The organism is Roseicella frigidaeris (assembly GCF_003258945.1).
Taxonomy (GTDB): Bacteria; Pseudomonadota; Alphaproteobacteria; order Acetobacterales; family Acetobacteraceae; genus Paracraurococcus; species Paracraurococcus frigidaeris.
On the sequence record NZ_QLIX01000032.1, the window covers coordinates 22,907 to 42,525 of the forward strand.

Annotated in this window: 16 protein-coding genes and 3 tRNA genes; 8 read left to right on the forward strand and 11 right to left on the reverse strand. The window is 73.7% G+C overall.

Annotated features, from left to right (window positions below; all coding sequences use genetic code 11):
• Positions 1-610 precede the first annotated feature (610 nt).
• Complete coding sequence (locus DOO78_RS24035; RefSeq protein WP_111472433.1) at positions 611-1,723, forward strand: N-acetylmuramoyl-L-alanine amidase family protein; 1,113 nt, start codon at positions 611-613, stop codon at positions 1,721-1,723.
• A 387-nt stretch (positions 1,724-2,110) separates the two neighbouring features.
• Here DOO78_RS24035 and DOO78_RS24040 read toward each other — a convergent pair whose 3' ends face one another.
• Together DOO78_RS24040 and DOO78_RS24045 are read right to left on the reverse strand one after the other, a co-directional pair.
• Positions 2,111-3,019 (reverse strand): glycosyltransferase, encoded by a 909-nt coding sequence (locus DOO78_RS24040; protein ID WP_111472434.1) that lies wholly within the window; start codon positions 3,017-3,019, stop codon positions 2,111-2,113.
• Complete coding sequence (locus tag DOO78_RS24045; protein ID WP_111472435.1) at positions 3,016-4,017, reverse strand: NAD-dependent epimerase/dehydratase family protein; 1,002 nt, start codon at positions 4,015-4,017, stop codon at positions 3,016-3,018. Before DOO78_RS24045 ends, DOO78_RS24040 begins: the two co-directional genes overlap by 4 nt.
• A gap of 178 nt (positions 4,018-4,195) precedes the next feature.
• Between DOO78_RS24045 and DOO78_RS24050 the strand changes: the two genes are divergently transcribed.
• Positions 4,196-6,730 (forward strand): penicillin-binding protein 1A, encoded by a 2,535-nt coding sequence (locus tag DOO78_RS24050; RefSeq protein WP_111472436.1) that lies wholly within the window; start codon positions 4,196-4,198, stop codon positions 6,728-6,730.
• Between the two features lie 342 nt (positions 6,731-7,072).
• On the opposite strand, the gene DOO78_RS24055 is transcribed toward DOO78_RS24050, so the two are convergent.
• The 4 genes from DOO78_RS24055 to DOO78_RS24070 all read right to left on the reverse strand — a co-directional run bounded on the left by DOO78_RS24055 (position 7,073) and on the right by DOO78_RS24070 (position 11,659).
• Positions 7,073-7,969, reverse strand: coding sequence for an MBL fold metallo-hydrolase (locus tag DOO78_RS24055; RefSeq protein WP_111472437.1), 897 nt, complete (start codon positions 7,967-7,969; stop codon positions 7,073-7,075).
• Entirely contained in the window at positions 7,966-8,739 is a 774-nt protein-coding gene (locus DOO78_RS24060; protein ID WP_128080144.1) for an NAD(P)/FAD-dependent oxidoreductase, read from the reverse strand. The genes DOO78_RS24055 and DOO78_RS24060 overlap by 4 nt, the downstream gene beginning before the upstream one ends.
• A gap of 123 nt (positions 8,740-8,862) precedes the next feature.
• A complete protein-coding gene (locus DOO78_RS24065; protein ID WP_243634770.1) occupies positions 8,863-10,275 on the reverse strand; it encodes a mannose-1-phosphate guanylyltransferase/mannose-6-phosphate isomerase in 1,413 nt (470 codons plus the stop codon).
• A gap of 127 nt (positions 10,276-10,402) precedes the next feature.
• Positions 10,403-11,659 (reverse strand): glycosyltransferase family 4 protein, encoded by a 1,257-nt coding sequence (locus DOO78_RS24070; RefSeq protein ID WP_111472439.1) that lies wholly within the window; start codon positions 11,657-11,659, stop codon positions 10,403-10,405.
• A gap of 147 nt (positions 11,660-11,806) precedes the next feature.
• Here DOO78_RS24070 and DOO78_RS24075 point away from each other — a divergent pair, with 147 nt between their 5' ends.
• Positions 11,807-12,094 (forward strand): hypothetical protein, encoded by a 288-nt coding sequence (locus DOO78_RS24075; RefSeq protein WP_111472440.1) that lies wholly within the window; start codon positions 11,807-11,809, stop codon positions 12,092-12,094.
• A gap of 94 nt (positions 12,095-12,188) precedes the next feature.
• Here DOO78_RS24075 and prfB read toward each other — a convergent pair.
• A protein-coding gene (gene prfB / locus DOO78_RS24080) for a peptide chain release factor 2 (RefSeq protein WP_111472441.1) occupies positions 12,189-13,320 on the reverse strand; the annotation gives its coding sequence in 2 pieces (ribosomal slippage) (positions 12,189-13,250 and positions 13,252-13,320; 1,131 coding nt in all).
• Positions 13,321-13,483: 163 nt separating this feature from the next.
• On the opposite strand from prfB, the gene DOO78_RS24085 reads away from it, so the two are divergent.
• The gene (locus DOO78_RS24085; RefSeq protein WP_111472442.1) at positions 13,484-15,052 is read left to right on the forward strand and encodes a DUF1800 domain-containing protein; all 1,569 of its coding nucleotides are present in this window, start codon (positions 13,484-13,486) and stop codon (positions 15,050-15,052) included.
• A 46-nt stretch (positions 15,053-15,098) separates the two neighbouring features.
• The gene (locus DOO78_RS24090; RefSeq protein ID WP_111472443.1) at positions 15,099-16,340 is read left to right on the forward strand and encodes a DUF1501 domain-containing protein; all 1,242 of its coding nucleotides are present in this window, start codon (positions 15,099-15,101) and stop codon (positions 16,338-16,340) included.
• 277 nt (positions 16,341-16,617) lie between these two features.
• On the opposite strand, the gene DOO78_RS24095 is transcribed toward DOO78_RS24090, so the two are convergent.
• From DOO78_RS24095 to DOO78_RS24110, 4 genes are all read right to left on the reverse strand, one after another.
• Positions 16,618-16,689, reverse strand: a tRNA-Thr gene (locus DOO78_RS24095).
• A 62-nt stretch (positions 16,690-16,751) separates the two neighbouring features.
• Positions 16,752-16,979: a hypothetical protein gene (locus tag DOO78_RS24100; RefSeq protein WP_111472444.1), complete on the reverse strand. Its 228-nt coding sequence runs from the start codon at positions 16,977-16,979 to the stop codon at positions 16,752-16,754.
• Between the two features lie 107 nt (positions 16,980-17,086).
• Positions 17,087-17,851, reverse strand: coding sequence for a 2-keto-4-pentenoate hydratase (locus DOO78_RS24105; RefSeq protein WP_111472445.1), 765 nt, complete (start codon positions 17,849-17,851; stop codon positions 17,087-17,089).
• A gap of 134 nt (positions 17,852-17,985) precedes the next feature.
• Complete coding sequence (locus DOO78_RS24110; protein WP_111472446.1) at positions 17,986-18,816, reverse strand: TrmH family RNA methyltransferase; 831 nt, start codon at positions 18,814-18,816, stop codon at positions 17,986-17,988.
• A gap of 306 nt (positions 18,817-19,122) precedes the next feature.
• Between DOO78_RS24110 and DOO78_RS24115 the strand changes: the two genes are divergently transcribed.
• The 3 genes from DOO78_RS24115 to DOO78_RS24125 all read left to right on the forward strand — a co-directional run.
• Positions 19,123-19,205 (forward strand) — tRNA-Tyr (locus DOO78_RS24115).
• Between the two features lie 37 nt (positions 19,206-19,242).
• Positions 19,243-19,316 (forward strand) — tRNA-Gly (locus tag DOO78_RS24120).
• A 204-nt stretch (positions 19,317-19,520) separates the two neighbouring features.
• Positions 19,521-19,619 (forward strand): GTP-binding protein (locus DOO78_RS24125; RefSeq protein ID WP_133258032.1); only part of this gene is annotated, 99 nt, incomplete at its 3' end.

The following is a 19,619-nucleotide window of genomic DNA, read 5'->3' on the forward strand; positions in this document are numbered from 1 at the left end:
GGCGCGCCGGGTGCGGCAGGCAGCGGTCCCCCGGGACGCCCCAGGTTCGTGCCCACGCGCCAGGCGCGACGCCCGCAATCAGGCGGGCGAAGCGGCGTCGGTCACGCTGGCACCGGGGGCAGTCCCGCAAGATCCAGGGCTGCCGTGGGTCATGGCGCGACAGGTCCCGCAGGAGCGGAGAGGGCGAGCCGGATGGCCCCGAACGGGGCGGACCCGACCTGGCGGCCCGGCGAAACGCGGGTAAGGCGGTGAACCGCCACCCCAAGCCAGGCCTGTGCCGCGCGCCGCATCCTGGCCCCCCGAACGCCGGGGTTACGGCCTGCCGGCGCGGCTGCGCCCAGATCTCCGCCGGCAGCGGGCGCCGCCGGGGCGAATCACCATAGGCGAGGGGACGCCTGTTTCACAAGGCTGCTGGCAAGCGAAGCCGCTTGCGGGCCCCGGCAGGCCTCCCGCCGGGCGGGCCGCCGCGGCCAGGCGTGGCATTGCCCCGCCCCGGAATGGTAGACCGCGCCCTGCATCTTCGGGGGATGATGCAGCGATGGGACAGGATTCAACCGGACCGGGGGACGGGTCCGGGCCGCCGGAGCCAGGCTCCGGCGAGGCGCCCTGCATGGGACGGCGCGGGCTGCTCGCGGCCATGGCCGCCCTGCTGGCCGGCGCGGCGGGGGCCGGGCCGGTGCTGAGCGTGGCGCGCGGCCGCACCCGGCTGGTGCTGCCGCTGGCGCACCGGGCGCCGTGGCGGCTCTCGGCCGCGCTCGATCCGCCGCGCCTGCTGCTCGACCTGCCGGAGGCGCCGAAGGGCTGGCCGGCGCGGCAGCCCGGCCGGGGGCTGGTGGCGCGGCTGGAGCAGCGGCGCCACGACGGGGGGCACCGGCTGGCGATCCTGCTGGCGCGGCCGGTCGCGCTGCCGGTGACCCGGGTTTCCCGGCACGGCCTGACCATCGAGCTGGCACCCGGCCCGGCCTCCGGCTTCGCCCCTATCGCCGATGGCCGCAGCCTGGCCGCGGCGGCGGCCCAGCCGCGCCGCACCCTGCCCCTGGTGGTGCTCGACCCCGGCCATGGCGGCAAGGACCCCGGCGCGATCGGCGTGCGCGGCACGCAGGAGAAGCGCATCACCCTGGCGGCGGCGCTGGAGCTGAAGCGCCAGCTCGAGGCCAGGGGAGGGTGCCGCGTGCTGCTCACCCGCTCGCGCGACGTCTTCATCCCGCTCGGCCAGCGGATCGAGCTGGCGCGGCAGCGGGAGGCGGCGCTGTTCCTCTCGCTGCATGCCGACAGCGCCCCCGGGGCGCGCGGGGCGAGCGTCTACACCCTGTCCGAGACGGCGACCGACCGCTTCTCGGCGGCGCTGGCGCGGCGGGAGAACGCGGCCGACCAGCGCGGCGGGCTGCGCCTGCCCTCGGTGCCGCCCGAGGTGCAGCGCATCCTGCTCAGCCTCATGCGGCAGGAGACGCGCTCGGGCTCGGAGCAGCTGGCGCGGCTGGCGGTGGCGGCGCTCGGCGGCGAGGTGCCGCTGCTGCCCCACACCCACCGCCGCGCCGGCTTCGTGGTGCTGAAGGCGCCGGACGTGCCCTCGGCGCTGGTCGAGATGGGCTTCCTCTCCCACCCGGGCGACGAGGCGGCGCTGAACCGGCCGGAGCACCGCCGCAAGCTCGCCACGGCGCTGGCGGAGACCGTGACCGCCTATCTCGCCACCCGCCGCACGACCCTGGCGATGCTCGGCTGATTCCCCTTGCGTTCCGCAATGCTGCGGTGCAACATGGCGGGGAGCGATGGGAGGAACGGCAACACGGAGTTGTCACCCATGGTCGCGTTCCTCATCGGTACCGCCTTCCTCGTCGGGGTCAATCTCGTGGTCGACCACGAGGCTCGCCGCGAGGGGTTCGACGAGCAGAAGGGCGGTCTTCACCTCGGCACCTGATGCGGCGGCGCGGGGAGGGGCAGCGCCTCTCCCCGCGGCCCGCGCCGGCTGTCTCCCCGCCGCGGAGCGGCATGGCCGCCCGCCAGCCGCGCAGCGGCATACCAGCCCTCCGGCCGCGGAGCGGCCCAGCAATCTCTTCAGCCGCGGAGTGGCCCGTCGGTCGCTCCAGCCGCGGAGCGGCCTGCCGGCAATTCAGCGCCGCAGCGCCTCGGCCTCCGCGATCAGGCGCCGCAGCCGCGCCTCCAGGCTGTGGGCGCGGAGGATCTCGGCGCGGCCCGCCGCGGCAATCGCCCCGGCCTCCTCCGGCCGGGCGAGGAAGTGCGCGATCAGCGCCCGCAGGCGCTCCGGCCGGTCCGGCGGGTAGTAGACCAGGTGCCGGCCATCCTCGAACTGCGCCATGTTGGCGAGGCCCGAGGGATGGTCCATGGCCGGCGTCAGCAGCAGCGTGCCGCAGGCCATCACCTCCGTCACCTTGGTCACCAGCAGCCGCGAGAGGGCCGGCAGGTTCACGAAGATCCGGGTGCTGCAATAGGCCTCGGCCAGGCGGGCGAAGCTGCGGATCGGGTCCGGGTCGGCGACCGGCGCCATCGGGGTGAGCGGGAGGCCGAGGCGCCGCAGGAACTCCTGCCGCTTCGGGTAGAGCGAACCGAGGAAGGCGGCGTCATGCCGCTTCGGCACCGGGCGCGGCGCGAAGAGCACCGCATCGGCGCCGAAGGGCAGCCAGGTTCCGCCGAATTCCTCGGCATCCTGCGCCGCCGGGAAATAGTGCCGGTCGGCCAGGGCGCGGTAGCGGGCGAAGGGAAAGTCGCGGTCGTCGCGATGCGCCGATTCGGCGTACCAGGCGAGCTTCGGCATGGGCAGCGCCGCCCAGTCGGCGCCATAGCGCCGCTCCAGCAGCTCGCCATACCATTCGACGGCGCCGAGCAGGATGAGATCGGCCCCGCGCAGCGCCTCGATCGGCGGCCCGCCGGCGCCGGGATGCCCGCAATCCATCACCTGGTAGCCCATGGCGGCGAGGGTGACGGAGAGCCCCTCGGCGCAGCACCAGGCCGAGCCGACCCGGGCGGTGCAGTGGAAGACCGCGACCTTGCGGATGCTCATGGTCCCGCCTGCGCCCCCTCCTGGCGCCCGAGATGCGCCAGCGCCCGGGCGATCCCCTCCTGCAGCGGGATGGCGGCGCGGAAGCCGAGCGCCGCCTGCCGCCGGGTGTCGCCGCCGCGGGCGAAGACCCCCTCCGGCTGGTCGGACAGGCCACGGATCGCCGGCCGCCAGCCGGCCAGCTCGGCCGCCAGGCCGGCGAGGGCGATGAAGCTGGTGAGGGTGCCGGTCGAGAGGTTGACCGCGCTGCCGTCCTCGATCCGCTCCAGCATGGTCAGCACGCCGCGGATGCAGTCGTCGACATGGATGAAGTCGCGCATCTGCCGGCCGCTGCCCCAGACGGCGAGCTCCGGCGCGCCGCGCTCCGCCAGCACCCGGCGGCAGATGGCGGGGAAGGGATAGGCCGCGTCCTGGTCCTCGCCATAGCCGGAGAAGGGGCGGAAGCAGATGCAGCGCAGCCCGTGCCGCTGATGCGCCAGCCGGGCCAGGTATTCGGCGGTGAGCTTGGCCCAGCCATAGGACATGTCGGGCATGCCGATGGCGCCGTCGAAGCGGATCATGTCCTCGGCCAGCAGCACATGCCCCGCCGGTCCCTGCAGCGCCACCGGATAGGCGGCGGAGGAGGAGAAGACGGCGCAGCGCCCCGGCCGGGCCCGGGCCGCCCATTGGAAGAAGGCGGCGTCGATGCCGAGATCCTCGGCCACCGCCAGCGGGTTCCGCTCGATCATCAGCCGGCCGCCGACCAGGGCGGCGAGGTGGAAGGCGGCATCGAAGCCGGCCTCCGGCGCGGTGGCGAACCAGTCCCGGCAGTCCATGCGGTGAAAGGTGAAGCCATGCCAGTCGCGCGGCTCGAAGAGCGGCCAGCCGCGGTCCGGGTCGATCGCCCCGGTCAGGGGGCGGAGGCTGTCCACCGCATGCACCTCGTGCCCCGCCTCCAGCAGCGCGCGGGTGAGGTGCCGGCCGACAAATCCGGCGGCGCCGGTCACGAGCATCTTGCCCATGCGGATCGGCTCTCCAACTTCGGGCGGGTGCCCGTGCCGCATGCTGGCCTGCCGGAGGTGAAGCCGGGCTTAAGACCTCCGCGCGAGGCCGCCGCCCGGCGGCTCCTCGCGAAACTCGGGGCCGGCCTCACCGGCGTGTGGTCGCCGCTGCTCCGGCGGCAGTGTAAGAGGTGCCGCCATGTCTCCCCCTGACACCCGCCTGGAGCCCGGCTTCGATCCGCCGGGCCCCGGCAGCGAGGCCCCGCCGCCGCGCCAGCCCAAGCCGAAGCCGGAACGGCGCCGCCGGCGGCGGCCGAGCCTGTTCGGCGGCATCCTCCGCTTCCTCGTCACGCTGACGGCGGTCGCCCTGCTCGCCGGCGGCGTGGCGGCCTTCGGCGTCTATCGCCACATCGCCGCCGACCTGCCGGACTACCGCTGGCTGGCCGACTACCAGCCGCCGCAGATGTCGCGGATCTACGCCGCCGACAGCCGGCTGATGGCCGAGCTGGCGGCCGAGCGGCGGATCTTCATGCCGATCGAGGCGATCCCGAAGCTGGTCCAGGCCGCCTTCGTCAGCGCCGAGGACCAGCGCTTCTGGGAGCATCACGGCATCGACCCGCGCGGCATCATGCGGGCCGTCATCACCAATCTCGAGCAGTACGGCACCGGCCGGCGCATGGGCGGCGCCTCGACCATCACCCAGCAGGTGGCGAAGAACATGCTGGTCGGCAACGACCGCACCCTGCTGCGCAAGGCGCGCGAGGCCATCCTGGCCATCCGCATCGAGGAGACGCTGCCGAAGGAGCGGATCCTCGAGCTCTACCTGAACGAGATCTTCCTCGGCTACCAGGCCTTCGGCGTCGCCGCCGCGTCGCAGGCCTATTTCAACAAGGGCCTCGACGAGCTGACGATCGGCGAGATCGCCTTCCTCGGCGCCCTGCCGAAGGCGCCGAACAACTACAACCCGGTGCGCTACCCCGAGGCGGCGCGGGCGCGGCGCGACTGGGTGCTCGACCGCATGGCCGAGGACGGCGCCATCACCGCCGAGCAGGCGGCGACGGCGAAGCGGGAGCCGATCGTGCCGCGGCTGCTGCGCCGGCCGGAGACGCTGCCGGTCGGGCAGTACTTCACCGAGGAGGTGCGGCGCGAGCTGCTGAACCGCTTCGGGCCGGAGCAGACCACCATGGGCGGCCTCGTGGTCCGCACCAGCATCGAGCCGGCGCTGCAGCAGGCGACGGAGCAGGTGCTGCGCAACGGCCTCGTCGCCTATGACCGCCGGCGCGGCGGCTGGCGCGGCGCCATCACCCGCATCTCGGCCGGCAGCGCCGACTGGATGCCGCAGCTCGAGGCGGTGCAGCGCCCGGGCGGGCTGCTGCCGGAGTGGAAGCTCGCGGTGGTGCTCGAGGTGCGGCCGGGCGAGGCGAAGCTCGGCTGGGTGGAGCGGCCCGATCCGCGCGGCCCGGCGCAGCCGCGCACCGGCCTGCTGCCCTTCGACGGCCTCGGCTGGGCCCGCAAGGCGCTCGGCGAGGGGCGGTTCGGGCCGCGGCCCTCGCGCATGCAGGAGGTGCTGAGCCCGGGCGATGTGGTGCCGGTCGAGGTCACCGGCGGCGCCGGCGGGCGGGCGGACCGGCTGGCCCTGCGCCAGGTGCCGCAGATCGAGGGGGCGATCGTCGCGCTCGACCCGCAGACCGGCCGCGTGCTGGCCATGGCCGGCGGCTGGTCCTTCGACAAGAGCCAGTTCAACCGCGCCACCCAGGCGCAGCGCCAGCCCGGCTCCTCCTTCAAGCCCTTCGTCTACCTGCCGGCGCTGGAGGCCGGGGTGCCGCCGACCCAGCGCTTCCTCGACGGCCCGATCGAGGTGATGACGCCGCAGGGGGTCTGGCGCCCCTCCAACTACACGGAGGGCAGCTTCAACGGCTATGTCAGCATCCGCACGGCGCTGCAGAAGTCGCTGAACCTCGTCACCATCCGGGTGGCGCAGGAGGTGGGCATGGCCAAGGTCTCGGAGACCGCCGCCCGCTTCGGCGTCATCGACAACATGCCGCGCTACCTGGCGATGTCGCTCGGCTCGGGCGAGACCACGGTGCTGCGCATGGCGGCGGGCTATGCCGGCTTCGCCAGCGGCGGGCGCAAGGTGACGCCGACCTTCGTCGACAGCGTGCAGGACCGCCGCGGCAAGGTGATCTGGCGTAGCGACGCGCGCGCCTGCGAGGGCTGCGACGCGCCGCGGCCGGGCGAGGAGCCGCCGGAGCTGGTCGATGCGCGGCCGCAGATCGCCGATCCGATCGCCGTCTACCAGATGACCAACATCCTGACCGGCGTGGTCCAGCGCGGCACCGGCCAGGCGGCGGGGAAGGGGCTGGACCGGCCGATCGCCGGCAAGACCGGCACGACGAACGACTACGTGGACAACTGGTTCGTCGGCTACACGCCGGACATCGTCATCGCCGTCTGGCTCGGCTTCGACGACCCGCGCAGCCTCGGCAAGGACGAGACCGGCGGGACCAACGCGGCCCCGGTCTTCCACGACGTGCTGCAGGCGGCGCTGGGCAACAGCCCGCCGGTGCCCTTCCGGGCGCCGCCGGGCGTGGCCCTCGTGCGCATGCAGGACGGCAACGCGACGATCCTCGAGGCCTTCCGCCCGGGCACCGAGAACAGCGCCCGGCCGGTGGGCGGCGAGACCGCCGCGGGCTCGGCGCGCGGCACCGAGCAGAATCTCGGCGGGCTGTACTGACGCGGCCCCTCTCGGACGGCGATGGCCGGACGGGAGGGCAGCGCGCCGGTCAGGGCAGCGGGTCGTAGGGCTTGATGGTGCCGGTGAGGCGCGGCGCGGCGGGCGTCTCGGCGATGGCGAGCCAGCCGAGCCAGCCGAGCAGGAGGGCGAACAGGCCGAGCAACGCCATTCTGCGTCCCAGGCAGCGCCTCACCATCATGCCCGACAAGGCTCGCCTCGCAGTCCGGAACACGGGGTGAAGCTAATGAAGCCGGCGTTAGATGTCCAGGTAAACTTCGCGTTTTAGTTGTAAGCGGGGTGGTCTCTACGCCTGCTCCGGCAGCGGGCGTGGCGGCCTGGCGATCATTCCCAGGCGACGTCGCCGAGGGCGTCGAGCGGAATCCTCAGGTAACGGCGGCCGTTGGCCTCCGGCTCCGGCAGCCGGCCGCCGGCGATGTTCACCTGCAAGGCGGGCAGGATCAGCTTCGGCATCGGCAGGGTCCGGTCCCGCGCCGTGCGGAGGCTGACGAAGCTCGCCTCGTCCTGCCCGCGGACATGCGCGTTCTCCGCCTTCTGCTGCGCGACGCTGCTCTCCCAGGCCGGGGCACGGCCGCCCGGTTGGTAGTCGTGCCCGGTGAAGAGCCGCGTCGCATCGGGCAGGGACAGGATGCGCTGGATGCTGTGCCAGAGGGCACGGGCATCGCCGCCGGGGAAATCGGCCCGGGCGCTGCCGCCATCCGGCATGAAGAGCGTATCGTGGATGCAGGCGGCGTCGCCGACGACGTAGGTGACCGAGGCCATGGTATGGCCGGGCGAGAACAGCACCGCCGCCTCCAGCCCGCCGATCCGCAGGCGCTCGCCATCGGCGAGCAGCCGGTCCCATTGCGAGCCATCGGTCGGGACGCTGTCCGGCAGGTTGTAGAGGTCCTTCCACAGGCGCTGGACCTTGGCGATGTGCTCGCCGATCGCGGTCGGCGCGCCGGTCCGGTCCTTGAGGTAGCCCGCGGCCGAGAAATGGTCGGCATGCGGGTGGGTGTCGAGGATCCAGGCGGGTGTGAGGCCGCGGGCGCCGAGGAAGGCGAGGATCGCATCGGCGGACCGCGTCGCGGTGGCGCCGGATTTCTCGTCGAAGTCGAGGACCGGGTCGATCACGGCGCAGGCGCGGCTGGCCGGATCGGCGACGACGTATTGCAGGCTGGCGGTGCGCGGCTCGAAGAAGGCCGTCACCTCGGGGCGGCCCAGGCCGGGATGCGCCGTCATGCTGCCTGCGGGCCCGCGACATGCCGCTCGCGGTGCGGCAGGTCGCGCTCGCTGCCGCGCAGCATCATCCGCCAGTACAGGAAGGGGAGGAAGCGGGTCTTGAGCAGCCAGGCGCTGCGGCGGGGCCGGCGGGGGTCGAGCGGGAAGCTCGGCATGACCCGGCCGCCATAGCCGAACTCGGCGAGCACCACCCGGCCATAGGCCGTGGTGAGCGGGCAGGAGCCGTAGCCGTCATAGGCGGCCTCGGGCGGCCTGCCGTCCAGCGCGGCCAGCAGGTTGCGCACGACCACCGGCGCCTGCAGCCGCACGGCGGCGGCCGTCTTGGCATTGCCGGTGCCGGCGGCGTCGCCGAGCGCGAAGCCATTGGCGTGCCGCGCATGCCGGAGCGTGACGGGATCGACCTCCACCCAGCCCTCGGCATTCGCCAGCGGGCTCCGCTTGATGAGGTCGGGGGCGCTCTGCGGCGGGGTGACGTGCAGGAGATCGAAGCGCCGCTCGATCTCCGTCACCCGGCCCCCGGCATCGGTCACGGCGAAGCAGGCCGTCCGGCTGGGGCCATGGACCGCCTTCAGCACGTGCCGGCGGCGCAGCGCGATGCCGTACTCCTCGACCGCGCGCTGCAGCGGCGGCAGGAAGAAGGGGACGCCGAAGAGCGCGTCGCCCGCCAGGCAGAAGGCGATCCTGGCCGGGCGCGGCAGGCGCTGCCGGCGCCAGCGATCGGCGGCCAGGTACATGATCTTCGGCGGCGCGCCGGCGCATTTGATGGGCATGGCCGGCTGGGTGAAGAGGGCCTCGCCGCCACGGAATTCCTGCAGGCAGCGCCAGGTGTATTCGACGCTGCCGGCGCTGTAGTTGCTGCAGACGCCATGGCTGCCGAGCGCCTGCCGCAGCTCTCAGCTGCGGCCGTAGGTGTCCTCGATGCGGACGATGTCGTCCTCGCCGAGATAGGCGCCGGACTGCACCTCGATGAGGGTCAGCGGGATCATGCCCGGATTCTCGAGCCGGTGGATGCAGCCGAGGGGCAGGTAGATGCTCTCGTTTTCCCGCAGAAGATGCGATTCCGCATCCCGCTGCACCACGGCGGTGCCGTTCACCACCACCCAGTGCTCGGCGCGATGGAAATGCTTCTGCAGGGAGAGCTTCTGGCCCGGGCGGACCTGGATCTTCTTCACCTGGAAGCGGTCGCCCTGGATCAGCCCCTCGTAATGGCCCCAGGGGCGGTAGATGCGGCGATGCTCGGTCGCCTCCTTGCGGCCGGCGGCGCGCAGCTTCTCGACCAGCAGCTTCACGTCCTGCGCCCGGCTGCGCGGCATGACCAGCACCGCATCCTCGGTGGTCACCACCACCGTGTCCTTCAGCCCGACGATGCCGGTGAGGATGCCCTCGGAGCGGACGTAGCAGCCCTCGCTGTCGACCATCTCGACCGGGCCCTGCGCCACGTTGCCGCCCGCATCCTTGGCCGAGGCGTCCCACATCGCCGCCCAGGAGCCAAGATCGGACCAGCCGATATCGGCCGGCACCACCGCCGCCAGGGTGGTCTTCTCCATCACCGCATAGTCGATGGAGATGGCCGGCGCCGCCTTGAAGGCCGCGGCGCCGAGGCGGACGAAGCCGAGGTCGCGCTGCGCCGCGGCGAGCGAGGCCTCGACGCTGCTGATCACCTCCGGCGCATGCCGCCGCAGCTCGGCGACCAGGGTGGCGGCCGTGGCGACGAACATGCCGCTGTTCCAGAGATGCCGGCGGCCGGCGAGGAAATCCGCGGCCCGCTGCGCGCTCGGCTTCTCGACGAAGCGGGCGACGGAATGCACCCCCGCCACGCCGGTCAGGGCGGGGCCGACCTCGATATAGCCATAGCCGGTCTCGGCCACCGTCGGCTTCATCCCGAAGGTGACGATCAGCCCGGCGCGCGCCGCCTCGACCGCCCGGTCGAGCGCCTCGTGCAGCGCCGGCAGGTCGGCGATCGCGGCGTCGGCCGCCATCAGCCAGAGCACCGCCTCCGGGTCCTCGGCCGCCTGCAGCAGGGCGGCGGCGGCGATCGCCGGGGCGCTGTTGCGGCCGGCCGGCTCGAGCAGGATGCGCGCATCGGCGATGTCGGCGGCGCGGAGCTGCTCGGCGACGAGGAAGCGGTGGGCCTCGTTGCAGACCACCATGGGCGGGGCGAAGCCGGGCCCGGCCGCGCGCGACGCCGTCTCCTGCAGCATGGTCCGGGCCGAGACCAGGGGCCAGAATTGCTTCGGGTAGCCCTCGCGCGAGAGGGGCCAAAGCCGGGTGCCCGTACCACCCGAAAGGATCACCGGAACGATCACTGCTGAGCCGCCCTTCGTGTCTTGAGCCTGCCCGTTCAAACGCCCGGAAGCAGGCGAGATTTGGGCCGTGCGACGCCGCGGTCGCGGCACCCGGGGATCTCCCTAATAACCTTGTGCGACCAGAATCCTACTCAACCAGAGCGTCAATTGCGGCGGGCCGGCGCCCGGCCGCGACGGTGTCGACCAGCCTAAGCAGATCGGGCAGGCAGCGGGAATGGAGATCGTAGCGCTCGACGATGCTGCGCCGTGCCGCGGCCCGCAGCGGGCGATAGGCCTCGGGCCGGGCCAGCGCCCGCACCACCGTCTCCGCCAGCTGCTCGGGGGCGTGGAAATCGACCAGGAGGCCGTTGCGGCCATCCTCGATCACCTCCTGCACCGGCGGGGTGGCCGAGCCGATGACCAGGCACTCGTTCGCCATGGCCTCCAGCATCGACCAGGAGAGCACGAAGGGATAGGTGAGGTAGACATGCGCCGAGGAGAGGCCGAGCAGGGCCTGCAACTCGGCATGCGGGATCTTGCCGGTGAAATGCACCCGCGAGAGGTCGAGCCGGTCGCCGAGCTCGGCGAGCAGCACCTCCCGCCAGGTGCCGCCCTCGCGCGGCCGGCTGCCGTAATGCGGCTCGTCGCCGCCGACCACGACCACCTGCGCCGCGCGCCGCCGCTCGAGGATCGCCGGCAGCGCCCGCATGAAGCTGGGGAAGCCGCGATAGGGCTCGAGGCCGCGGCCGATGAAGGTCACCACCTCGTCGCCCGGCCGCAGCACGGTGCCGTCCGGCAGGCGGAAGCGCGGGTCCGGCAGGCGCCGGATGGCCGCGGTGTCGATCCCCTCATGCACCACGGAGAGGCGCTGCCGCGCCCAATCGGGGAAGCGGCTCGCCTGCCAATGCGTCGCCGTATGTCCCCAGTCGGAGGCTTGCAGGCAGAGCAGGTGGTTGGCGTTCAGCATCCGGATGCGACAGGCATCGTCGGCTGGCAGCGGCTGGCCCGGCGGGTCGAAGCCGACATCGCCGCCGGCGGACGTGTAGTAGAACTCGTAGTAGAAGAGCATCCGGGCCTCGCCCCAGACATCGCGCAGGAACAGCCCCTCGCCCCAGCCGGGATGGCAGCAGACGAGGTCGGGCGTGAAGCCGTGCTCCTTCAGCGCCAGGCAGGCGCGGGCGACCTGCTGGCCGCGATAGGTGGCGTTCTCCAGGCGGCGCAGGTAGCGATGGGTGCTGTCGCTGCCCGTCGCCGGGGGTTTGTAGCGAACATGCTGGATGCCCGGCAGCGTTTCATGGGCCGTCTCCGACAGCGCCAGCACCTGGCTTCCCGGCCGGCGGGCGAGGGCCGGCGCGACATGGCGGTACTGGGCCGGGAAATTCTGGTGGACGAACAGGACCCGCATCCAGACGCGCCTCGTACTCGCAAATCCACCCTGGATTAAAAGCTAAAGGTTGATCGAAAACCTCCGCGGGCCGGGGTGGCGGCGCGGCCGCCGCACTTTTGCGCGGGGCCCGCAACGCCGGGCCCGGCCGGCCATTAGCCTCAGCGTATGCAGCCCGCCTTCGACAGGACCGACTGGTCCGTCCTCTCCACGCTTCTCCGCATGGCCCAGCGCGATGGCTGGCGTGTGGAGTTCGCCGCCGACCGCATCCTGGTCTCGAGCCGCCGAGCCCCGGAGGGGGTCATCAGCCTGCCGGCCAACCTGATGCGGCATGCCCGAAGCTGTGGCTGGCAGGCGGCGGTCCGCCAGGGCGAGATCGCGCTGCGCCACCCCTCGGTCCGCCAGGGCGTGACCCTGCGGCTGCAGACTGGCGGGGACCGGCACCCCAGCCCCTGAGGCGGCCTGCGGACTCCCCTCCTGCCCAGGGACATCACGGCCTGGCGCGGCGAAGCCGCGGCAGGGCAACCAGCGCCCAGCGGGCGCTTGCCGGTCAGCGCGCGTTCGCGCTCGCCTCCGACCGGGTGGCGCCGACGCGGGCGGCCAGGGCCGCCGCCATGAAGTCGTCCAGGTCGCCGTCGAGGACCGCGGCCGGGTTGCCCTTCTCCAGGTTGGTCCGGAGGTCCTTCACCAGCTGGTAGGGCTGCAGCACGTAATTCCGGATCTGGTGACCCCAGCCGATATCCGTCTTGCCGGCCTCGACGCCGGCCGCCACCGCCTCGCGCTTCGACAGCTCCAGCTCGTAGAGCCGCGCCTTCAGCATCTCCATGGCGATGGCGCGGTTGCGGTGCTGGCTGCGGTCCTGGGTCGAGGCCACCACGATCCCGGTCGGGATATGGGTGAAGCGGACGCCGGATTCCGTCTTGTTCACATGCTGGCCGCCGGCGCCGGAGGCGCGGAAGGTGTCGGTCCTCAGATCGGCCGGGTTGATCTCGATCTCGATCCGGTCATCGACCACCGGATAGACATAGACGCTGGCGAAGCTGGTCTGGCGCTTGTCGTTGCCGCCGAAGGGGCTGATGCGCACCAGCCGGTGCACGCCGCTCTCGGTCTTCAGCCAGCCATAGGCGTTCGGCCCGCTCACCTGCATGGTGGCCGACTTCACGCCCGCCTCCTCGCCATCGCTCCGCTCGGTCAGCGAGACCTTGTAGCCATGCTGCTCGGCCCAGCGCTGGTACATGCGCAGCAGCATCTCGGCCCAGTCCTGCGCCTCGGTGCCGCCGGCGCCGGCATTCACTTCCAGATAGGCGTCGTTGGCATCGGCCTCGCCGGAAAGCAGGCTCTCGATCTCGCGCCGCTTGGCCTCGGCGGCCAGGGCCTCGAGGTCGGCGACGGCGGCATCGGCGGTCGCGCTATCGGCCTCCGCCTCGGCCAGCTCGATCAGCTCCAGCGCGTCGCGCACCGCCTGTTCCAGCTTGCGCACGCCCTCCACCTGATCGGCGATCCGGCCGCGCTCGCGCATCAGCGCCTGCGCCGCGGCGGCGTCGTTCCAGAGGCTCGGGTCCTCGGCCCGGGCGTTCAGCTCATCGAGGCGGCGAAGGGCGGCATCCCAGTCAAAGATGCCTCCTCAGCAGGGACACCGAGGCGGTGATCTGCTCATTCAGGGATTCGGCGTCGGCGCGCATGCCGGCCGGATAGTCCAGCCCAGGGCCTGTGTCCAGCAGCGCCGGCCAGCCGGGCCGAGAGTCCGGTTAAGACATGTGACATTTCTTCACCCGACTTCATTCGACCATCGCGCCGATCGGGGACTAGCGTCCGGGAGGCTACCGGCTTCGCCAGGAGGTTGCCTTGGCCGCACCGGCCCTTGGTCTCGACGCCGCCCATCGCATCCTGGCCCGCGCTGCCTATGGCGCCCGCCCGGGCGAGGCGCAGGCGCTGGCGCGCGGCGGCCTCGCCGCCTGGCTCGACCGCCAGCTCGCCCTGCCGCCGGAGGAGCCGGCCGTCGCGGCGCAGCTTGCCGCGATCCGCCTGCCGATCCGCTACGCCGCCTCCGAGGGCCGCTGGCCGGCGGTGGAGGAGGAGCGGCCGCTGACCCGGCTGGCGATGAGCCAGACGGAGCTCTTCGGCTTCCTGCCGCGGCAGGAGCGGCCGGTGCCGCCGCCCGAGGTCGATCGCGCCCGCCTGGAGCTCTCGGTCGCCACCCTGGTCCGCAAGGTGACGGCGGAGGCGCAGCTGCGCGAGCGGCTGGTGGAGTTCTGGCACGACCACTTCTCGGTCGGCAGCGTCGCCGGCGGCCAGGTCAACGTCTCGCTCATCGATTACGACCGGCGCATCCGCGGCCAGGCGCTCGGCAATTTCCGCGCCCTGCTGGAGGCGGTCGCGACCGCACCGGCGATGCTCTACTACCTCAACAACCAGAGCTCGCGCGCCGGGGCGCCGAACGAGAACTACGCCCGCGAATTGCTGGAGCTGCACACGCTCGGCCGGCCCGCCTATTTCGGCGCGGCGCGCAGCAACCGCGAGGTGCCGCGCGACGCCGCGGGGCATCCGGTGGGCTATGTCGATGCCGATGTCTGGGAGGCGGCGCGCGCCTTCACCGGCTGGAGCGTGGCGGCGGGGCAGGGGCTCGGGCCGGGACGGCGGCTGCCCGAGACCGGCGAGTTCCTCTTCGTCGAGGCCTGGCACGATCCCTACCAGAAGCAGGTCCTCGGCCGGCAGCTCGACCCCTTCGCCGGCCCGATGGCGCATGGCCGCGCCGTGCTCGACCTGCTGGCCGGGCATCCGGCGACGGCGCGCTTCGTCTGCGCCAAGCTGGTGCGCTGGCTGATCGGCACCGATGCGCAGGGCCGGGTGCCGGAGCCGGCCCTGGCGCGGGCCGTCGGCGCCTTCCGGGCGCATGCCGCCGCGCCCGACCAGATCGCCCGGGTGGTGCGCGCCATCCTCGCCGGGCCCGAGATCGGCGATCCGGCGCTCGGCCGCATGCGCCGCCCGCTCGATGCCGTGGCCGCGGCCGCCCGCGCCTATGCCTTGCCGCCGCCCGGGCCGCCCATCCTCGGCCCGCTGGCGGCGGCGGGCCAGCCGCTCTTCGGCTGGCCCGCGCCGGACGGCCAGCCGCTGGAGGCGATGCACTATAACGGCGCCGGGGCGCTCCGGACCCGCTGGACCATGCTGCTTGCCCTGGCCCGCACCGGGCTTGGCGCCGGCACCGCGCCGCTCGCCCAGGCGCTGGCCGGGCAGCCGGCGGCTGCGGTCGCGGCGGAGCTGGCCGAGCGCGTCCTCGGCCCGGCCGGCGGGACGGTGTCGGAGACGGTGGCCGGGGTCTGGCTCGCCTCCGGCCGCAATGCCCGTCCCGCCCCGGGCGAGGTGGCGGAGCTGGCCGGCTGGGTGCTGACGGCGCCCGCCTTCCAATGGACGTGAGGACAATGGCCGGCGGCCGCCGCCGCAAGGGGAAGGAGGGCCTGCCATGACGCTGCTGCTCGGCCGTCGCGGCCTGCTCCGCGCGGGGCTCGCCACCGCCGCCCTGCCCGGGCTGCGCGGCATGGCCTTCGCCGACCCGGCCGCAGCGGCCGAGGTGCCGCTGCTGATCTTCATCTTCCTGCGCGGCGGGATGGACGGGCTGCATTTCCTCTCGCCCGCCGACGATGCCGATTTCGTCGCGCTGCGCATCCCGACGCTGCGCAACGCCGCCGAGGGCGAGCGGGCGGGGCAGCGGCTCGACGCCTCCCCGGCCACCGATTTCCGCCTGCATCCCGAGGCCGCGGAGCTGGCCGAGATTTGGCGGCAGGGCCGGATGGCCATCTGGCCGGCGGCCGGCGTGCCGCAGCCGACGCGCAGCCATTTCGAGGCGCAGGCGATGATGGGCCTCGGCCAGGGCCATGCCGGCGAGGCGTCCGGCCGCGGCGGCTGGCTGGCGGCCTGGGCGGAGCGGGTGAGCGGCCCGGCGCCGGTCGCGTCGCTGGCGGGGCAGGAGCGGCTGACCGCGGAGCTGGCCGGCGGGCATCGCGGCCTCGCCCTGCCGAGCCTCGCGCGTGGCCTCGACCTGCCGGGCGGCGCCTTCGGCGTGGCGATGCTGGAGGCGCTGCATGCGCGGGCCGCCGGCCCGATGGGCATCGCCGGGCGGGAGGCGCTGCTCCGGCTGCAGAGCCTCGACCGGGCGCTGCCGCGCGGCCCCGGCGGCCAGCTCCTGCCCTATCTGCCGGCGCATGGCGCGGATTACGGCCCGGCCGCCGAGTTCGGCCGCGGCCTTGCCACCATTGCCCAGGTGGCCCGGCTGCAGCCGGGCCTCGCCGCCGCCGCGCTCGATCTCGGCGGCTGGGATACGCATGACGGCCAGGCTGGCCGCTTCGAGGGGCGGGTGCGGCTGCTCAGCCGCGGCCTCGCCGCGCTCGATGCCGATCTACGCGACCTGCCGCGGCGCTGGACGGTGTTGGTGACCAGCGAGTTCGGGCGGCGGCTGCGGGCCAACCGCAGCGGCGGCACGGATCACGGCCGGGCGGGCACGGTCTTCGCTTTTGGCGGCGGCGGTGGCGGCGGCGGGCGGCGCAGCTTCGGCCTCGGGCGGCATTTCGGGCCCTGGCCGGGGCTTGCGGCCGATGCGCTGGAGGACGGCGTCGATCTCCGCGTCGCCACGGATTACCGCGAGGCTTTCCGCCAGGTGATGGCCGAGCTGGCGCCCACGGCACCGGCGCCCTTCGGCCGGGGCTGAGGGGCGCGCATCCGGGGAGGGCGGCCCGGCGTGCCCGTGGCCGGCCGTCTGCGCGGTGGATCTGCCCTTGCGACCATCCGCATCCCGGGCCGCGACGCATCCCATGGTCGGATCGGCGATCCGAGGCCGAAGCGCCCGGCTCCGGCCATGCTCACCGGCCAAGCCGGATGTCGAGAGGAGCAGCGCCGCGCTCCACGCCCTCCACGCCCGGCGGCGGTGGGGTCGGCGGCCGGCCGGGGCGCAGGCGATCAGGTTTCTGCCCGGGCGAGACGCGGCATGCCGGGTGAGGGGATCGAACCCCCGACCTTCGGTTTACAAAACCGCTGCACTACCGCTGTGCTAACCCGGCCCGCCCGCCTCATACCCCGACGCCACGGCAGGGTCCATCGCGCCGGCCTGGCTCACCCGGCATCAGGCCTGGCCGATCGGGCCGAAGGCGTCGCGGTTGGTGGCGCGGATCACGGCGGCGAAGAGGCGGAGCGAGTCCGGGCCGCCGCGATCGGCGAGCATGCCGCCATCCATCTCCGTCGCCAGGATCTCGGCATGCTCGGCCAGCGTCTCGGCGGCGCGGCGCAACGCTTCCCGCGCGAGGGCGAGCTGCTGGTCATCGGTCAGGGCAATCCAATCGGCGTGCGGCATGGGGTTTCCATTCCGGCGCGCCATCCTGGCGGGCAACATCTGCTGCGGCCGTCCCCGGTGGACGGCGCGGCCATCCTGCCCGCCCCGGGGTTAACATCCGGCTTCGATCAGACGAAGCGGAGCCGTGCCGTGCCCAGGAGGTCGAATTCGGCGATCACCTCGCCAGGAGCCTCCAGCCAGATCGGCGGCGTGACCGAGCCGAGCCAGACCACCTGCCCGGCCTTCAGCCCGCCGAAGACCCGGGCCGCGCCGGAGCCCGCCAGCCAGGCCAGCGCCTCCAGCGGATGCCCGAGCAGGTCGCGGCCATGGCCGGACCCGACCACCTTGCCGCCGACATGGAAGGTCCCCTTGGCCGCGCCGAGATCGAGCGCGCGCCACGCCGCCACCGGCCGGCCGAGCACGCCCGAGGCATGGAAGACCTGGTCGGCGATGAGCGTCGGCGTGCCGAGCGCGGCCAGGTCGCCATAGCGCTTCTCGACGATCTCGATCGCCGGGAAGACCTCGGCGACGGCGGCCGCCGCCTGGTCCCGCGTCGTCGGGCCGAAGGGCAGGTCGCGGCCGAGCCGCAGCCCGATCTCGCACTCGACGCCGGGGTTGAGGAAGTCGGCGAAGCGGAATTCGGCGCCGTCCGGGTTGAGGCTGCTGCGCGGGACGAAGCCGGCGGCGGGGCCGGAGAGGCCGAGATAGGCCTGCATCTGCTGCGTCGTCGCGCCGATCTTGAAGCCGGCCGGCGGCACCGCGCCCAGGCCGGCGGCGACCGCCTGCTGCACGGCATAGCCCTCCTCGGGCGTCGCCGGCGCCGCGGCGCCGAGCGGCGCGAGCACCCGGCGCGCCTTGCGGGCGGCGAGGATGGCGTCTGCGGCTGCGCTCATGGTCGTTCCTCCTGAATGCCTAGAGCATTGTTTTCAGAGCATCTTCACCCGTTCGAGTGCGTCCACTCGAATGGAATCGGCTCTAGCCTCTCATGCGCGGGCGGGGTGGCGGAGGCAAGCGCGCGGGCCGGCCCTCAGCCGCGGGCGAGCTCGTAGAGCGCGACCGCGGCGGCGGCCGAGACGTTCAGGCTCTCCATCTCCGGCGCGATCGGCAGGCGGCAGAGCTCGTCGCAATGCTCGCGCGTCAGCCGCCGCATGCCCTCGCCCTCGGCGCCGAGCACCAGCGCCACCCGCCGCCCGCCGAGCCCGGCCTGGGCCAGGGTCACCGGCGCCTCGCCGGCGAGGCCGACCACCCAGAGCCCGGCCTTCTTCAAGGCGTCGAGCGCGCGGGAGAGGTTCACCTCGCGCACCACCGGCACGAGCTCGAGCGCGCCGGAGGCGGCACGGGCCAGGGCGCCGGTCTCGGGCGGCGCGTGCCGGTCCTGCAGCACCAGCGCCGCGGCGCCGAAGGCCGCGGCGGAGCGGAGGATGGCGCCGACATTGCGCGGATCGGTCACCTGGTCGAGCACCAGCACCGGGCCATGCCCATGCTCCAGCGCCCGGTCGAGCGGCAGGGCGGGCAGCGGCTCGGCGAGCAGCGCCGCGCCCTGATGCACCGCGTCCTCGGCCAGGAAGGTGGCGAAGCGGCTGCGGTCCACCCGCTCGGGCGCGATGCGCCAGGGAGGCGGCAGGCGGGCGGCCAGCGCCTCCGCCGCCTCCGTCGTCAGCAGCAGCCGGCGGAGGCGGCGGGCGGGATTGGCGAGGGCCGCCGCGACGGGATGCAGCCCGTGCAGCCAGACCCCGCCCTCCCTGCTCGTCGCCTCGCCCCGGGGATGGGGGCTGTGCTGGGGGCGGCCGGCGCCGGCAGGCGCGGCGCGGTCCGGGGAGGATGGGCGCGCGGCGCGGCGGGACGGGGTGTGACGCATGGGCCGGAGATTGCCGCCCGGCGGCGCGGCGCGCCAGGGGGAGGGGCCTTGGGGGCAGGATCACAGGGGGCGGGAGGGGGGCGGGACGACCATGCGGGCATCGCCGGAGGCGATGACGTCGCCCACGGGCGCGCCCGGCCTGGCACCCGGATCGGAGGCATGGCAGGAGGGCCGAGACAGGAGGGTCGCCGCTCCCACCTTGCGAGCGGGCGGCCGCTCCGGCGCCTCGCCGCCCCTGCGCCAGATTGACATCGCCGCGCCGACCCGGTACGCGCCCCCCACTCGCCGGCCGCGAACCCGGCCTGTGGAGGGGTGCCCGAGTGGCTAAAGGGGACGGACTGTAAATCCGTTGGCTAGCGCCTACGTTGGTTCGAATCCAACCCCCTCCATATCTCCGGCTCAGGTGACGGCAGCGATGCGTTGGGCGCGGGTGTAGCTCAATGGTAGAGCCCCAGCCTTCCAAGCTGGTTGTGCGGGTTCGATTCCCGTCACCCGCTCCAGCGCACGGGCGAGGGGCCGGAGCGGACCGCCCCGGACTGGACCGGTCCCGTGGAGCGGCCCCGTTCCGCCACCGCAGGACTGGAACCGAAGGACTGGGGCAGGTCCCCGCGGCGGACGCCGCGAGGCCCTGCCCGCCTGTGCTGGACGATGCCCTGGCGCCGATGGTCGGCCGCATGGGCCAGATGGGGTAGCGGAGCCGGACGATGGCGAAGGCGAAGTTTGAGCGGACGAAGCCGCACTGCAACATTGGGACGATTGGTCACGTGGACCATGGGAAGACGTCGCTGACGGCGGCGATCACC

Excerpts from the sequence above, each read along its gene's own strand:
- DOO78_RS24070 (WP_111472439.1), bottom strand. The coding sequence starts at position 11,659 with ATGCGGGTCCTGTTCGTCCACCAGAATTTCCCGGCCCAGTACCGCCAT.
- DOO78_RS24075 (WP_111472440.1), top strand. The coding sequence starts at position 11,807 with ATGCAGCCCGCCTTCGACAGGACCGACTGGTCCGTCCTCTCCACGCTT.
- DOO78_RS24050 (WP_111472436.1), top strand. The coding sequence starts at position 4,196 with ATGTCTCCCCCTGACACCCGCCTGGAGCCCGGCTTCGATCCGCCGGGC.
- DOO78_RS24040 (WP_111472434.1), bottom strand. The coding sequence starts at position 3,019 with ATGAGCATCCGCAAGGTCGCGGTCTTCCACTGCACCGCCCGGGTCGGC.
- DOO78_RS24045 (WP_111472435.1), bottom strand. The coding sequence starts at position 4,017 with ATGGGCAAGATGCTCGTGACCGGCGCCGCCGGATTTGTCGGCCGGCAC.
- DOO78_RS24035 (WP_111472433.1), top strand. The coding sequence starts at position 611 with ATGGGACGGCGCGGGCTGCTCGCGGCCATGGCCGCCCTGCTGGCCGGC.
- DOO78_RS24090 (WP_111472443.1), top strand. The coding sequence starts at position 15,099 with ATGACGCTGCTGCTCGGCCGTCGCGGCCTGCTCCGCGCGGGGCTCGCC.
- DOO78_RS24110 (WP_111472446.1), bottom strand. The coding sequence starts at position 18,816 with ATGCGTCACACCCCGTCCCGCCGCGCCGCGCGCCCATCCTCCCCGGAC.
- DOO78_RS24060 (WP_128080144.1), bottom strand. The coding sequence starts at position 8,739 with ATGCCCATCAAATGCGCCGGCGCGCCGCCGAAGATCATGTACCTGGCC.
- DOO78_RS24100 (WP_111472444.1), bottom strand. The coding sequence starts at position 16,979 with ATGCCGCACGCCGATTGGATTGCCCTGACCGATGACCAGCAGCTCGCC.
- DOO78_RS24105 (WP_111472445.1), bottom strand. The coding sequence starts at position 17,851 with ATGAGCGCAGCCGCAGACGCCATCCTCGCCGCCCGCAAGGCGCGCCGG.
- DOO78_RS24055 (WP_111472437.1), bottom strand. The coding sequence starts at position 7,969 with ATGACGGCGCATCCCGGCCTGGGCCGCCCCGAGGTGACGGCCTTCTTC.